14 protein-coding genes are annotated in these 14,909 nt (G+C 29.4%); 6 read left to right on the forward strand and 8 right to left on the reverse strand.

The annotated features are described in order from the left end of the window. Positions 1-15: 15 nt before the first annotated feature. Genes truB through MARPI_RS06525 form a run of 8 tightly spaced genes read right to left on the reverse strand, consistent with a single transcriptional unit; the run spans position 16 to position 8,033 of the window. Positions 16-930, reverse strand: a complete 915-nt coding sequence (gene truB / locus MARPI_RS06490; protein ID WP_014296795.1) for a tRNA pseudouridine(55) synthase TruB — start codon at positions 928-930, stop codon at positions 16-18. Beyond that, entirely contained in the window at positions 923-1,285 is a 363-nt protein-coding gene (rbfA, locus tag MARPI_RS06495) for a 30S ribosome-binding factor RbfA (protein ID WP_014296796.1), read from the reverse strand. The genes truB and rbfA overlap by 8 nt, the downstream gene beginning before the upstream one ends. After that, a complete protein-coding gene (locus MARPI_RS06500; protein ID WP_014296797.1) occupies positions 1,278-2,180 on the reverse strand; it encodes an HDOD domain-containing protein in 903 nt (300 codons plus the stop codon). The genes rbfA and MARPI_RS06500 overlap by 8 nt, the downstream gene beginning before the upstream one ends. Positions 2,181-2,184: 4 nt before the next feature. After that, on the reverse strand, positions 2,185-3,654 hold the full coding sequence (locus MARPI_RS06505; RefSeq protein WP_014296798.1) for a sensor histidine kinase: 1,470 nt from the start codon (positions 3,652-3,654) through the stop codon (positions 2,185-2,187). Positions 3,655-3,657: 3 nt separating this feature from the next. Beyond that, a complete protein-coding gene (locus MARPI_RS06510) occupies positions 3,658-4,041 on the reverse strand; it encodes a DUF1667 domain-containing protein (protein ID WP_014296799.1) in 384 nt (127 codons plus the stop codon). Further along, positions 4,016-5,239, reverse strand: a complete 1,224-nt coding sequence (locus tag MARPI_RS06515; RefSeq protein WP_014296800.1) for an NAD(P)/FAD-dependent oxidoreductase — start codon at positions 5,237-5,239, stop codon at positions 4,016-4,018. Before MARPI_RS06515 ends, MARPI_RS06510 begins: the two co-directional genes overlap by 26 nt. After that, positions 5,236-6,660: an NAD(P)/FAD-dependent oxidoreductase gene (locus MARPI_RS06520; protein ID WP_014296801.1), complete on the reverse strand. Its 1,425-nt coding sequence runs from the start codon at positions 6,658-6,660 to the stop codon at positions 5,236-5,238. The genes MARPI_RS06515 and MARPI_RS06520 overlap by 4 nt, the downstream gene beginning before the upstream one ends. 2 nt (positions 6,661-6,662) lie before the next feature. Next, positions 6,663-8,033, reverse strand: coding sequence for a hypothetical protein (locus tag MARPI_RS06525; protein WP_014296802.1), 1,371 nt, complete (start codon positions 8,031-8,033; stop codon positions 6,663-6,665). A 196-nt stretch (positions 8,034-8,229) separates the two neighbouring features. Here MARPI_RS06525 and MARPI_RS06530 point away from each other — a divergent pair, with 196 nt between their 5' ends. From MARPI_RS06530 to MARPI_RS06555, 6 genes are read left to right on the forward strand one after another with little or no spacing between them, the layout of a single operon-like run. Further along, positions 8,230-8,736: a hypothetical protein gene (locus tag MARPI_RS06530; RefSeq protein WP_014296803.1), complete on the forward strand. Its 507-nt coding sequence runs from the start codon at positions 8,230-8,232 to the stop codon at positions 8,734-8,736. Continuing rightward, entirely contained in the window at positions 8,729-10,051 is a 1,323-nt protein-coding gene (locus MARPI_RS06535) for a sigma-54-dependent transcriptional regulator (protein ID WP_014296804.1), read from the forward strand. The genes MARPI_RS06530 and MARPI_RS06535 overlap by 8 nt, the downstream gene beginning before the upstream one ends. 22 nt (positions 10,052-10,073) lie before the next feature. Next, positions 10,074-12,041, forward strand: a complete 1,968-nt coding sequence (locus tag MARPI_RS06540; protein WP_014296805.1) for a tetratricopeptide repeat protein — start codon at positions 10,074-10,076, stop codon at positions 12,039-12,041. A 52-nt stretch (positions 12,042-12,093) separates the two neighbouring features. Then, entirely contained in the window at positions 12,094-13,308 is a 1,215-nt protein-coding gene (locus MARPI_RS06545; protein WP_050899182.1) for an MFS transporter, read from the forward strand. 4 nt (positions 13,309-13,312) lie between these two features. Then, positions 13,313-14,077: a nucleoside phosphorylase gene (locus MARPI_RS06550; protein ID WP_014296807.1), complete on the forward strand. Its 765-nt coding sequence runs from the start codon at positions 13,313-13,315 to the stop codon at positions 14,075-14,077. Between the two features lie 40 nt (positions 14,078-14,117). Beyond that, positions 14,118-14,900 (forward strand): hypothetical protein, encoded by a 783-nt coding sequence (locus MARPI_RS06555; RefSeq protein ID WP_014296808.1) that lies wholly within the window; start codon positions 14,118-14,120, stop codon positions 14,898-14,900. The last annotated feature ends 9 nt before the right edge of the window (positions 14,901-14,909 follow it).

Here is a 14,909-nt window from a genome sequence, read left to right on the forward strand (position 1 = left end):
CCATTTAGGTATTTATTAAATAAATACCTTTTTTAATTTGAAAACCCTTTCATTTCTATTTTGATTAATAAGGGTGTTTATAAATGAAGAGTTTCTTTCTGCTTTTGCTATGGCCAGTAGATTATTTTTATTATCAATTAGCGAAACAAGGGTATCCTTTTTAAAATCTTCAAATTTTATAATATTATCTACAACAATTTGACGACCATGTTTTACGTTTTCAATACCCTCATTGTTTAGAATAACTTTTGGGAAATCTAAAACATCTAATAAAGGAATTAAATTTTCTGAAGATATTTTTTCCAATTCAACAGCTTTGTCTATTGAGAATTTGCCCACATTTAATCTTCTGAGCTCTGTGGTTACTGCTCCACATCCTATTTTATATCCTATATCCATTATTAATGAACGGATATATGTTCCTGATGAAACTTTGCAGGTAAATTCAAATTCTCCATGGTCTTTTATGGATATGTTCCAGATATCATAAATCTCCACCTCTTTGGGTGGCATTTTTATTATTTTACCTTCTCTGGCTAATTCGTATAATTTTTTTCCTTTGTATTTTCGTGCAGAATACATTGGTGGAACCTGTTTGTATTTTCCAATAAATGATATTATTGTATCCTCAAGTTTTTCTATTTCAGAATCTGTAAATTCATTTTTTTCTGTGATTTTACCGGTGATATCAAACGTATCTGTTATTATTCCTAATTTTGCTTTTACATGATAAACCTTGTCCTGATGTTGTAAATATTCTAAAAGTCTGGTTCCTTTATTTACTCCAATTATCAATAATCCAGTTGCAAAAGGGTCTAATGTTCCAGAATGCCCAACTTTTTTAGTTGAAAAGATTTTTCGTATTTCGTTTACAACATCGTGTGATGTTATTCCTTCTGGTTTATCAACCAAAAGAAATCCATTATTCATTTTCTTCACCTTTATTTTGAGATATTTCATCTAGTAATTTATGAATTTTTATGCTTTCTTCAATCCCGGTGTCTTTATGAAATCTTAATTCTGGAATTTTATACATTCTAATGTTTCTACCAATTATGCTTTTAAAGAATCCTTTTGCTTTTTCAAGAACAGCAATGATTTCATCGGCATCACCACCAAATACAGAAACATATATATCTGCATATGATTTGTCTCTTGATAATTCTACCCTTGTGGCTGAAATTAATTTTCCCTGTATTTTAGGGTCTCGTAAATTTGAAACATTTGTATTTATTATTTTCATTATTTCTGATTCTATCATTTCTCTTCTAAATTCTTTAGCCATTGTTATCCTCCTCCGTTTCTGTATCGCTTTCAAGGAATGAATCAAGATTCATGAAGTCATTTGATTCTTCAAGTTTTTGTTCGAGATTTTTTAGAAATTCAAGGTATTTTGTTGCTGTCATGTTGAATTTGTTCCAGACGACATCTGATGGAACAGGTATGTCGTAACTTCCAGAGTATCCGTAATAAATAGTATTTATGGTTGAATTGGCAAGATGTACAATATATACGTTCATAATAAATGAATCTATTTGAAGTTTTTCTGGATCGTTATGGAATTCTGCAGTATATACAACATTTTCCGGTAAATTCCAATTTTCAAATAAGGTTTTTCCAAGGGTAGTATGAGACATTACGTTTAACATTTGTTCTGCCCTTGAAAAAGAAACTTTTTTGTATTCAGATACGTTTAATATCATTTCTACTGTTTCAGGGGTTACTATACCCATAGCTATTTTACCAAGATCATGTAACATCCCACTTAAAAATATTTCTTCTTTGTCAGGATAATTTACAATTTGAGCAAGTTGTTCAGAAGCTATGGCAACTGCTATACTGTGCTGCCAGAATTTTTTTGAATCAAGAAAGTCAAAGTCGCGTCTGAAAAAAGAATCAGCGACAAATATTCCCATAGCAAGGTTTCTAACGGTTTTGAATCCTAAAATATTTATAGCCTGAGAAATTTTGGTAATTTTTCGTGGTAATGCATAATACGCAGAATTACATAATTTTAAAATTTTTGCCACCAGTGGTGGCGATTGTAAAACAGCTTTTTCCAGTTCTTTGGTATTTGAGGTTGGATTGGAAGCTATGTCCATTATTCGTTGAATTATAAAATCAGGTGTTGGGAGTTCGGATAATTTTTTTAAAATTTCTTTCATTGTAGGATTAGCCATTTTATCACTTTCCTTTATCAAATTCTATATAAAAACGGGTTCCCTTATTTTCAACGCTTTTTAGCCAGATTTTTCCTCCCTGCATTTCAACAAGTTCTTTTACAACAGATAACCCTATTCCTGTTCCAGAAACTTCATATGTCAATGATGAATCAACTCTATAGAATTTTTCGAAGATTTTTTCGTGATGTTCTTTTGGAATTCCAATTCCATTATCTTCTACGAGTATCCATACCTTATCTCCCCTGTCCTGTAGGGTTATTTTTACAAATTTTAAATCTTTTCTTTTATCACTGTATTTTATGGCGTTATCTATTAAATTAGACAGTATTTGTTTTACTCTTGTTCTATCGAGATTAACAATTATATTTTCTTTTGGTAAAACTTTATACAATTTAACATCATTGCTTTCAGCTTTTGATTTATTTGAGGAATATACTTCATCAATTAATTCATTTAATGAAAATTCTTCTTTTTTAATATTTATACTCTTCATTTCAAGTCTTGAGAAATCGAGGATTTCATCTAATAGGTTTTGTAGATGATTTGCCTCATTTAGTATTGTTTCCATAAAATCTTTCAAGGTTTCTGTATCCATGAAATCTAAACTTTCTACAATTGATTCAGAATAAGCTTTAATAGCTGCTAAAGGTGTTCGCAATTCATGAGATACAGTAGATAAGAATTCTGTTTTCATCTGATCTAATTTTCTTAAACGTTCCAATTCCTTTGTTCCAGTTATATCCGATATAATAACAAGATAATTATCTTCTTCGGTTCTTAGCAAATCTATTGAAAGAAAGTGTTCATCAAACTCTTTTTCTTTGGTAATTTTTTCTCCAAATATTTCTAATTTTACCAATTCTTCTTTTATGAATTCTATTAACTTTTTTCCATATTCCTGTTCAAACTTTTCAAAATTTTTGTTTCTAAATAATTCTTTGTATTCATTATCATATACTGCTAAACCGCTAATCATTGAATCAAGGATTTGGTTTAAGAATTTTCTATTGCTTTCAATTATTTCATTTGTTTTTAGTATTTCTTCATATAATTCAAGGTTTTCAATTATTGTTGCTGTTAAGAAACTCATTATATTTAAAAATACAGTTGCTTCATTTGAAATTTCTTCTGTATCAGTTTCACATGCATATATCAGCAGTAATTTTTGGGATCGTGAAAATGGGATAATTAAAGCACTCCCGCCTTCTTCAAGCGGGAATACTGATATTTTTAATGATTTTGCAGCCCAGGATACAAGATCCATAATTTCTTCCGGAACGTTTTTGTTGTTTACTTCTTCAAAACCTTTCTCTGTCGGTTTTAAGAAATATGCATTATTTACTGTTAATATTCTATTTACCAGTGTATTAATGGAATTTTCAATTTGGGAAAGGTCTTTTAGAGAACTTATTTCCATTACAAGATCAGAAATTTTGGAATATGTTTCCAGAATTAAGTCTTTTTGTTCCATATCCTACTCCTTTTCTACAGTTCTTGTTATTATAAGATTTGCAGATGTGTTCATGAAGCCTTCTATTACTATATCGCCTCTTTTTACAGGAGCTTCAACTTCAATTTTGTTTATTTCTTTCATAGCCTCCTCAAATAATCTTAAAGGAATTGCTTCAGTTGTTTTTACAGAAGCGAGAGGATATTTTCCATTTTTAACTTTTATACTTGTTACGAGTATTCTATGAGGATCTTTTATTTCCTGAATAGCATATTCTTTACCTCGAGGACACCTGTTTCCTGAGATATTTATTATTTCCATATTTTGAGTATATTCAACATGTACTTTACAACCAATTGGACATCTAACACATACGAGATCCTTAGCCAAGTTTTGAGATGAGTTCATCAGCTGTCACCTCGATTTCATCAATATTTTCACCATCAAATGGTCTGATTTTAACAACTATCATTTCTGGAGGTCGAGCATCTTCTTCGACTTTTTCAATTCCTAAAGGATTTATTTTTATACTTGCCTTTTCAAATACAGTAGATACCCTTATGTATAAAGTAGATTCTTCTGTAGGATCTATATAAACAGGATGCACTATACCAATGTTTTCACCTTTTCTAACTTTAATTAATTTCTTTTTTTCATATTTTCCCTGAGCATATAATGCTGCATATTTACCTGCTTTTTCTCCTTCTTTTGCAACGAAATCTACGAGATCAAAGATTACAGTACAGTTTCCTGCTGCAAATATCCAGTCTTCACTTGTCTGGTTAGTATTTGATACTAAAAATCCAGGATCAGCATCAACAAAATCAACAGGTTTGGTTGATGGAATTAATCCAACAGATGTAATTAACATATCTACATCAAAAACTTTTTCTGTTCCAGGTATAGGATTCCATTTATAATCCACCTGTGAAGCTATTACTTTTTCCAGTCTTTTTTCACCTTCTATAGCAGTAACTGTGTGCGAAAGATATAATGGAATATTAAAATCCCTTAAACATTGTTGGATATTTCTTTCAAGACCACCAGGATAAGGCATTATTTCAAGTACAGCTTCAACCTTTATTCCTTCAAGTGTAAGCCTTCTTGCCATAATTAAACCAATATCACCAGAACCAAGAATAACAGCTTTATTTCCAGGTTTTAAATTTTCTAAGTTAATAAATCTTTGTGCAAGTCCTGCAGTAAATACTCCTGTTATTCTCTTTCCTGGAACTGGTAACGAATTGAAATGTCGTTCTCTTGCTCCTGTTGCCATAACAAGAGCTTTTGTTTCAATTTCATGTATACCTCTTCTGTCTACAAAAATTATTCTTTTATCTTTTGTAACTTCCAGAACATATGTTCCATATAGTATATTTAAGTCTTTTATTCTTTCTTTAGCTAACTCTTTAAATTCCGGACCTGTTAAGTCTTTTTTGAAATAATGCAAACCAAAACCATTATGAATACATTGATTTAATACTCCACCTGTATCTTCATCTCGTTCTAATAATATTACATCTGCACCTTCTCTTGTTGCACTATATGCAGCTGCCATTCCAGCAGCACCGCCACCTATAATTACCACATCTGTTTTATATTTCATATTCTCACCTTCGAATTCACTATCCATGTTCCTTTTTCATTTTGAGTAATTTCTTCAGGTTTTCGGCCTGTATATTCAGCAAGTATTTTAAGGATTTTCGCTGTACAGAATCCGCCCTGACATTCTCCAAATGATGCACGTGTCATAAATTTTATATCATCCAGGGTTCTTGCACCATTGTTTATGGCATCGATGATTTCTTTTTTTGTAACTTTATTACAATGACAGATCATTTCTCCAGCATTTGGATCTTCCTGGATAATTTTATTCCATTCGTTTCTATCAATGTGAACTAAATGAGGTGTTCTTTGAGTGATAGGATTATAGTCGTTTCTTTTTGAAAGGTTTATTCCCAATTTTTCCTGAATTAGATAATCAACAACATATTTTGCTATAGCAGGAGCTGCTGTTAAACCAGGTGATCTAATTCCAGATACGTGGATAGCACCACTTTTTCCAACGTCTATATAAAAGTCTTTTTTCTCAGTTTCCGGACGTAATCCTGCAAAGGTTTTCACAAGATGTCTTCTAAAATTAAGATTTGGAACGAGTTTCATACCTTTTTCTTTTACTTCATTTAATCCTTCTCTGGTTGTTGCTGTATCCTTTTTGGAAATTACTCTATTTGCATTTGGTCCAACTAAAAATCCACCATCTACAGTAGGTAAAACGAGACAACCTTTTGATATTCCAGTAGGTACAGGGAATATTATTGAATTGACATAGTTATAATCTTTTGATAATAAAAAATATTCACCTTTTACAGGAAATATTTCAGGAACTTCATCGCCAAACATCTTTGCAATTTCATCTGCATATAATCCTGTGGCATTTATTACAATATCTGCTTCAAAAGTGGTATTATCGGAAAATTTTAAAAGGAATTTGTTATTTTTCTTTTCAACATCGATTAATGTTTTTCCTATAAAAGTTTTACCGCCATTTTCCCTTACTGATTTGGCAGCCTGAATTGCAACCATCCATGGATCAAATATTCCAGCAAATTCTGCATATAATGAACGTTTGGCTCGTGGATTGATATTTGGCTCCATTTCCAGCAATTCAAGTTTTTCAACAATTCTAACGCCTTTTACGCCATTTCTTTCAGCTTTTTTTAGCAGTTCATATATATAATGTGTTTCTTCATCCTCAATAGCAACAACATGTGAACCAACTCTTTTCATATCGAAGTTTAATTCTTTTTGCAATTCTGTATAAAGCTGATTTCCCATATAACATAGTTTAGCCCTCATTGTTCCCGGCGGATCATCGTAACCGCCGTGTAAAACTGCAGAATTTGATTTTGTTACCCCCATACCAAAATTCGTTTTTGCTTCAAATAGATAGACATCTTTTTCATATTTGTTTAACTCTCTGGCAATTAATGTGCCAACAATTCCTCCCCCTATAACAGCAATCAACGTTACTCACTTCCTTTCAAATAAGCAATCTTTAATTCATTTTTGTTGTTAAAATAATATACGCCATTTCCATATATGGAATAACTTTTTATTCCGTCATTTAAATATAGATAATTTATCAAATTTAAATTGTGGTCAAAAATATATAATTCCTTATTTTTGGTTGAGAAAGATATTATATTTTTTGAAATAAAATAATTGTTTATAAGTTTAAGGGAAAATTCTTTTTCTGTTTTGAATTTATTGTTTTTATATGAAATCTTTTTTATTGAATCATTTGTTAATATAATCAAACCAGCATTATCATTGTAAATGATTTTTACATTATTAAAGTTTCTGGATATATTTAGTTTTTTAAAATTATGATTCATAACAGTAATAGTGTTTTTTGAGAGTAAAAATATATATTTTGAGTTTGTTGACACAGAGATATAGTCGCCTTTTAATTTTTTCAAAATATAGGGATAATAGGGATTGGTTATATCATAAACACATAATTGATTATCAGTTGTAATATATAATAGCACCTGATTATTATATTCTTCAATATAAAAATCGCTTATTTCATTATTTAATAAAATTTCAGAGGTTTTATTTCCAAGATTATGTATAATTTCAATTTTGCTTTTTATATTTATTATAATAAATTGATGAAAAGGGATATAATTTTTTATACGATCTTTTGAATTAAAAATTTCTTTTTTTTCTAAAAATTCTCCATAGGTTTTAACTTTAAATATTGAATATTCATTTGAAATATAGAATTCGTAAGGTTTTGTATAGAAAATATATGGTCCATAATAATATTTTTTTCCAAACTCATCGGTTATTATTATTTTCCATTTGTATTGTAAACCAGGTTTTAAATATGTAATTTTTAATGAATTATTTTCCACCCTTTTTTCAAGTATTTTTTTGTTTTTTTCATATAATATGAAGTTTTGTATGTAATTCGCATTAAAATCTACATTCCATTTAAATTCAATATTTTCTGGAAAAACATTGTATAAATTAGCAGGAGAACAATTGGTTATAACCGGTGATTTTAGTTCTAAAAAGAATTTTAATGTTTCTGTGGAATAAATTTTGTCTTTAGTATATGCAATAACCTTCCAGAAATAATTTTTATTTGGCGTAAGTTGAATATGAACATAATTTTCTTTTCCTTTATATATATCTTTTAAGTTATTTTTGTTTTCACCCAGATACACAATATAAAAAAGGACATCTCTTTCTATAAGATTAAAATTTAAAGTTATTGTTTTGTTATATGGTACTATTTCATAATTGGAAGGTGATGTATTCCATTGGATTTGTGAAAATAAAAAAGTAAAAGTTAACAGGAACATCATTGTTAAAAGATATTTTTTCATGGGAACCTCCTAAATAATTTTTACCTTTTCTTAATAATATTATACATGAAAAAAAGCAAAAAACAAAGTTATAATGAAATTCCTGATTTTCATTTTTTTAAAATCTTGAATACTGTAGTATTTATTAAATAGGGAGTTTATGTTATAATTATTATAGTTGAATTTAATAAATTTTTAAAAAGGAGGAATTATACATATGAATCCATTAGTTGCAGCAATGGTTAAATTTGCTATTCTTGGTACAGCAGGTGAAGTAGTTGCAAAGCTTATTACAAAGAGTAAGATATCCATAACTAAAATTATTCATTCGGCTATATCCTGGGCTATATTAGGAGTAATAATAAAGTATGCATTTATAGGATTTAACGGTTTTGTGCACGAATTGGTTAATCATCATTATCTTCCATCTGGAAAAATATACGAAGCATTTTTTAAATCATTTTTTACCAATGCAATGTTTGGTCCATGGTTGGTTATAATTCATAGATTTCTTGATAATTTGCCAAAGTTAAAGATTCCAACAGAAGGCTTAAAAGGTGCAATGCTGACATTATTATGGTTCTGGGTACCAGCACATACAATAACCTTTTCATTGCCGGGAGAATGGCAGATTACTTTAGCAGCAGTATGGAGTTTTGTTCTCGGATTGATTTTAGGAATTTTTGCTAATTTAAAAAAGAAAAAAGAGGTAAATAATGCCTGAAGTTTTGATAATAGAAGACGATAAAGTATTAAATGAAACAATGTGCGATTTTTTGAAAAATTTTAAATACAATATTTTTTGTGCATATACCGGAAGTGAAGGTTTAAATATTGCAAAAGAAAAACTTCCGGATGTAGTTATTCTCGATTTAAGATTACCTGATACAAATGGTATGGAAATAATTGAAGAATTAAAAAAATATGTTGAAGAAATAATTATTATAACAGCACATGGAGATATATCTGATGCAGTAAAGGCCACAAAATTGGGAGTATATAATTTTCTTGAAAAACCTGTTGATTTAAAATTATTATTAAGTGAATTAAATAGAGCATTTGAAACTGTAAATTTAAAAAAAGAAATAAAAAAATTAAAAGAACAATTACAAAAATCCGGGCTTTTAATTGGAAAATCCAAATTTATAGAAAGATTAAAAGAAAAGATTGGGATGATTGCCGAAAAGAATATACCTGTATTAATTACCGGTGAAAGCGGAACAGGTAAAGAGGTAATAGCAAGAGCTATTCATGAAGCAAGTAATAGAAAAAATTTTGTGGCAGTTAATTGTGGAGCTATTCCTCAGGAATTGTTTGAAAGTGAGCTTTTTGGATATGAAAAGGGTGCCTTTACTGGAGCGGAAAAAGGAAAACCCGGGAAATTCGAAATTGCAGATGGTGGAACACTTTTTTTGGATGAAATAGGTGAATTACCTAAAAATATGCAGGTAAAGTTGTTAAGGGTTTTAGAGACAAAAGAGGTTGAAAGAATAGGCAGTACAACACCTAAAAAGGTTGATGTGAGAATAATTGCTGCCACAAATCGAGATTTAAAAACATTGGTAAATGAAGGACAATTTAGAGAAGACTTATATTTTAGATTATCGGTATTTAATATTGAAGCAAAACCTCTAAGAGAAAGGATTGAGGATATACCTCTATTGGTTAATTATTTTGTGGATATGGCAAATGAAGAATTTGGAACTAATATTAAAGGTGTAAATCCAGATGTAATAGAAATTTTTCAAAAATATTATTGGCCGGGGAATATTAGAGAGTTAAAAAACGTAATATATTCAATGATTGCTATAGCTACAGAGGATATTCTTAATAAAAGTTTATTACCAGAGAAATTGCTGGAGAGTTTTGTGGATGAAAAGATAGAATTGCCTCTTGGTTTAACCATTGAAGAAGTTGAAAAAAGATATACATTAAAAACATTAAACTGGGTGAATAATAATAAATCCAGAGCAGCAAAGATTCTTGGAATTACCAAGATGACATTATTTTCAAAATTAAAAAAATGGGATATCCAATAAAACAGTATTGGGGGGATACATTATGTTAGAAAATAATGAAGAAAAAAAGGAAGTTCAGGAAAATCAGGAAATCCAACAGGGAAACATGGAGGAAATGACAGAATTACTTGATAACACAGATGAAATTAACAAACTGATGGATATTGGAACAGAGCAAAGTTCATCAGAAGAATTATTGGAAAAACAGATTACAGAGGAAGAAATTAATTTAGATGATTTAAATTTAGATGATCTTGACACTCAAAAACCTGAAGAGGAAGAAGTTAAATTAGAAGAGGTTATTCCTAACCTTGAACTCGATGAATTGGAAAACGAAACAGAAGAATTAATAGAAGAGAATCCGAATTCTGAAGAAGTAGTTGAAGAAGTACAGGAAACTATTTCTGAAGAAAAAACAGATGGAGAAAATCCTGAAGAGATGCCAGAATTAAATCTCGAAGAAGAAAAAGAAGAAATTCCATCACTTGAACCTGAAGAAAATATTCCAGAATTAGACCTTGAAGAAAATATAGAAGAAAAAAATGAAGAAAGTTTAACAGAAGAGGTAATGATGGAAGAGGCTACAGAAGAAAAGAAGGTTGAAGATGTCGAAGAGAAAGAAGAAATTCCAGAATTGGATTTAGATGAAGATACAGTAGTTGAAGAAAATAAATCTGAAGAAATTGTAGAAACAGAAAATGAAGAAAGTATAATGGAAAACACCGAAGAAAATGAAACAATTGAAGAAGAAATTCCAGAATTAAATCTTGAAGAGGAAACAGAAGAAAAAGCGGAAATAACTGAAAATGTAGAATCAGAAGAATCTGTGCCAGAACTTGATCTTGATGAAGAAGATGTAAACACAATAGGTTCAGAAGAAAATGCCGATGTGATAGTTGAAGAGAGTGAAAAAGAAGAAATAGATAATGCGCTTGATGAAATAACAGAACTTGAGCATATTGAAGAAGAATTAAATGAAAAAGAGGAAATAAAGGAAAGTGAAGAAAGTGAAGTTGAAATAAAAACGGATGAAAAACTTGAAATGCCAGAATTTTCACCCAAACAAATGAATGTGCAAAAAGATTTTGAGCAGCTTCAGATGAAAATAAACGAAAAGGCTCAAAAATATGATGAAAAAATAGAGTTTTTAGAAGAACAGAATAAGATATTAAAGAAAGAAATAAATATATTAAAAATTAAACTGGAAAATGCAGAAAAAGGAATTATTTTGCTATTGAGTAATCTAATATCTTTATCTTTTGGAGATACTAACGATTTATTAAATTCCATATTAGAAATTAAAAAGTATATATCTCCAACAGAAGGGAATATAACCACTCTCGCAAATCTTGTAATAAAATTAATGGATAAGGTTGGAGAAGAAAATCATTATGCATTATATTATATTATTGGTAATTTATATGCGGAAATACATAGATATAGCGAGGCTGAAAAGAATTATTTAAGAGCACTTGACTATTGTGAAAAAAATAAATCTGTAGATATGCAGTTTAATGCATCTGTAATGCATAATAGTCTGGGAAATATGTATGTTGATTCTGGAAAATTTGATATAGCCAGAGAGCATTTTGAAAAAGCTCTGGAAATTAGAAGAGCTTTAACAGAAAAAGCAAGAGAAAAATATATTCCTTCATTATTTGCAATTTTAAATAATCTTGGAGCCTTTGAGCTTGAAACGGGAAATCTGGAAAATGCCAAAAAATATTTTGAAGAAGCATATCAGCTAACAGAAGAATTTAAAACCTCAAGAGAAGATAAAGGTATGATATTATATAATCTTGGTATGCTCTATAAAAAACTTGGAGAAAAGGAAAAGGCTGTTAATTTCTTTGAAGATGCATTGGTTATAAGAAAGAAATTATTTGAAATGGATAGATTTAAAAACATGGATAAATTAAAGAATATATATAATGAATTATTGGAATTATATGAAGAAGGTAATCAGGTAAAATATGAAAAAATAAAGAAAGAGATGGAGGAATTATTTTAATTAAGGAAGATAGGGGGAGTATAGTGTGACAAAAAAAGAGAAGAGCTGGGTAATGTATGACTGGGCTAATTCTGCATATTCATTAATAGTAACAACGGCAGTTTTACCGATATTTTTTAAAGAAGTTGCGGCAAAAAATCTTGATGGCTATTTGTCTACTGCATATTGGGGGTATGGAAATACAATAGCAACTATTATTATTGCTTTATTAGCTCCAATTCTTGGAACCGTTGCAGATTATAAAAATTTCAAGAAACGTTTTCTTGTATTTTTCTGGAGCATAGGTGTAATAGCAACATTTTTACTTTCTACTGTTGGTGAAGGTGATTGGTTACAGTGTTTGATAATATATATATTTTCAGCTATAGGTTTTGCAGGAGCTAATATCTTCTATGATTCAATGCTTATTGATGTAACAACTGATGATAGAATGGATTGGGTATCTTCCAGTGGTTTTGCATGGGGATATATAGGAAGTACAATACCGTTTATAATAAGTATGGCAATAATAATGAAACCTGGATTAATAGGTCTTACAAGTACATTGACAGCAACGAGATTGGCTTTTGTTATTACTGCATTATGGTGGGCTATTTTCACAATTCCATTATTAAAAAATGTGCATCAGGAATATTATATCGAAAAATCCTCAACACCGATAAAAGACAGTTTTGAAAGACTTGGAAAAACATTTAAAGAAATTAAAAACTATAGAAATATATTCTTATTCTTATTAGCATATTTCTTCTATATAGACGGTGTTGGAACAATTATAAAGATGGCGACGGTATATGGTAAGGATGTTGGAATTGATACTACACAATTATTAATGGCATTATTTGCAACACAGGTTGTAGCCTTTCCTTTTGCATTGATATATGGTAAATTAGCTCAAAAATGGAATGTAAAAACAATGTTATTTACTGGAATAGCAGTATATACATTTATCACAGTTTATGGATATTTTCTTGATTCAGCTTTTGACTTCTGGGTACTTGCAATGCTTGTTGCAACATCTCAGGGAGGAATACAGGCTCTTAGTAGGTCATTATATGGCAAATTAATTCCAAAGGAAAAATCTGCAGAATTCTTTGGATTTTATAATATTTTTGGGAAATTTGCAGCAATTATAGGACCATTCCTTGTAGGATTTTTTTCGCAAATTACCAAAAGTTCAAGGTTTGGCGTATTAAGTGTGGCTATATTATTTATAATTGGAGCTATATTATTATTAAAGGTTAATGAAAACACCATTGAGGAGGCTTGATTAAATGGGAGAAGATCTTAGATATCACATTAGAATTTATGACCCGGAAAAGGTAGGGAAATATGTATTACTTCCTGGAGATAGAGGAAGGGTAAAAAGAATTGCGAAATATCTTGAAAATGCAGAAGTTGTGGCAGATAACAGAGAATATTTTACAATGACAGGATATTTAAACGGCGAAAAGGTATCTGTAATGTCTACAGGAATGGGTGCTCCATGTATTTCAATAGGAGTTGAAGAATTAAAAACTCTGGGAGTACATACATTTATTAGAATAGGCACAACAGGTGCTTTACAAAAAAATTTAAAATTAGGCGACTCTATAATTCCAACTGCAGCAATTCGTGGCGATGGAACTATGGATTATTATTTGCCAAAATCATTTCCAGCAGTGGGGCATTTTGATGTAATTTCAGCGCTTAAAGAGGCGGCTGGAATTATTGGTAATCCACATCATCTTGGTGTTGTATTATCAACAGACTCGTATTATGGAAGATTTTTTAATACCAAAAAAGCAGCAGAAGATATGGATTTATTTGTAAGAGCAAATACTCTTGCTATAGAAATGGAAGTTTCAGCATTATATGTTCTTGGAAATATCTATAATTTAAGAACAGGTGCTATTATAACAATTAGAGAAGAACTGGGTGAAGATGGAGAGTATAAAAAACAGGCAGGAGAAGAATACGAAAATGGTCTTGAAAAATCAATTCAAATAGCAATAAAAGCAGTAGAGTTATTAATAGAAAAAGATAAAAATATAAAATAAAAAAACTCCCTTTCTGGTTTCAGAAAGGGAGTATTTTTATATGTGTTATAATTACAGTATGAAGAGAAATAAGATTTTAATATTTATAATACTAATACTACAAATTAATATTTTCTCGTATGTCAAAGAAATAGAAATTAAAGATTTATCATATTCTTTTTTTGAAGAATATATTTACCCAATAAATATACAGGGATTTAAAATTGAATATATAAAATTACCAGAGTTTAATATAAATGCTAATTTAAAACAGTTAAAATATCTCAATTTAAAAATAAAAAATATATCTGATAAATATACAAAACTGAACAACTATATTAATCCATTTCAGAAAATTTCATTTGATACCAGAATATCTATAAATGAATACAACGATATAGACATCCAGTTTTTAAATGAAAGTATTTATATAATCTTCCTAAAAATTCCAACAAAATATTATATACCTCAAATAGAAGAAAGTTTATTTTCAGTAAAAATACCTCAAATAAATTTCAATATATCTAAAAAAGGGTTATTTGATGATACATGGGTTCTATATTTTAGAGGTGATTTAAAGATTAAAAATGCAAAATTATATAGCTATTTTGGATATGGGAATGAAAATATTATAATTGACAATGGTGAAAAAAACAAAACAGAATTTATATACATTGAATACATAGAAAAAAGCAGTAAAATAATCTTTAATTATAATAATTTTGGGAAATATTACAAAGCGCTATTAAAAGCCATAAAAACGTATAATAAAATTAATTTTTCATTTAATATATCTGAAAAATTAAAACCTTCAATAAGTGTTGCATACACAAAAAATTTTTAAAACGGGGTG

Origin of the sequence: Marinitoga piezophila KA3 (assembly GCF_000255135.1) — a bacterium.
GTDB classification, from domain to species: Bacteria; Thermotogota; Thermotogae; order Petrotogales; family Petrotogaceae; genus Marinitoga; species Marinitoga piezophila.

Bases quoted from the DNA above. Each gene is read 5' to 3' on its own strand.
- truB (WP_014296795.1), bottom strand. From the start codon at position 930: ATGAATAATGGATTTCTTTTGGTTGATAAACCAGAAGGAATAACATCA.
- rbfA (WP_014296796.1), bottom strand. From the start codon at position 1,285: ATGGCTAAAGAATTTAGAAGAGAAATGATAGAATCAGAAATAATGAAA.
- MARPI_RS06500 (WP_014296797.1), bottom strand. From the start codon at position 2,180: ATGGCTAATCCTACAATGAAAGAAATTTTAAAAAAATTATCCGAACTC.
- MARPI_RS06505 (WP_014296798.1), bottom strand. From the start codon at position 3,654: ATGGAACAAAAAGACTTAATTCTGGAAACATATTCCAAAATTTCTGAT.
- MARPI_RS06510 (WP_014296799.1), bottom strand. From the start codon at position 4,041: ATGAACTCATCTCAAAACTTGGCTAAGGATCTCGTATGTGTTAGATGT.
- MARPI_RS06515 (WP_014296800.1), bottom strand. From the start codon at position 5,239: ATGAAATATAAAACAGATGTGGTAATTATAGGTGGCGGTGCTGCTGGA.
- MARPI_RS06525 (WP_014296802.1), bottom strand. From the start codon at position 8,033: ATGAAAAAATATCTTTTAACAATGATGTTCCTGTTAACTTTTACTTTT.
- MARPI_RS06530 (WP_014296803.1), top strand. From the start codon at position 8,230: ATGAATCCATTAGTTGCAGCAATGGTTAAATTTGCTATTCTTGGTACA.
- MARPI_RS06535 (WP_014296804.1), top strand. From the start codon at position 8,729: ATGCCTGAAGTTTTGATAATAGAAGACGATAAAGTATTAAATGAAACA.
- MARPI_RS06540 (WP_014296805.1), top strand. From the start codon at position 10,074: ATGTTAGAAAATAATGAAGAAAAAAAGGAAGTTCAGGAAAATCAGGAA.
- MARPI_RS06545 (WP_050899182.1), top strand. From the start codon at position 12,094: ATGTATGACTGGGCTAATTCTGCATATTCATTAATAGTAACAACGGCA.
- MARPI_RS06550 (WP_014296807.1), top strand. From the start codon at position 13,313: ATGGGAGAAGATCTTAGATATCACATTAGAATTTATGACCCGGAAAAG.
- MARPI_RS06555 (WP_014296808.1), top strand. From the start codon at position 14,118: ATGTGTTATAATTACAGTATGAAGAGAAATAAGATTTTAATATTTATA.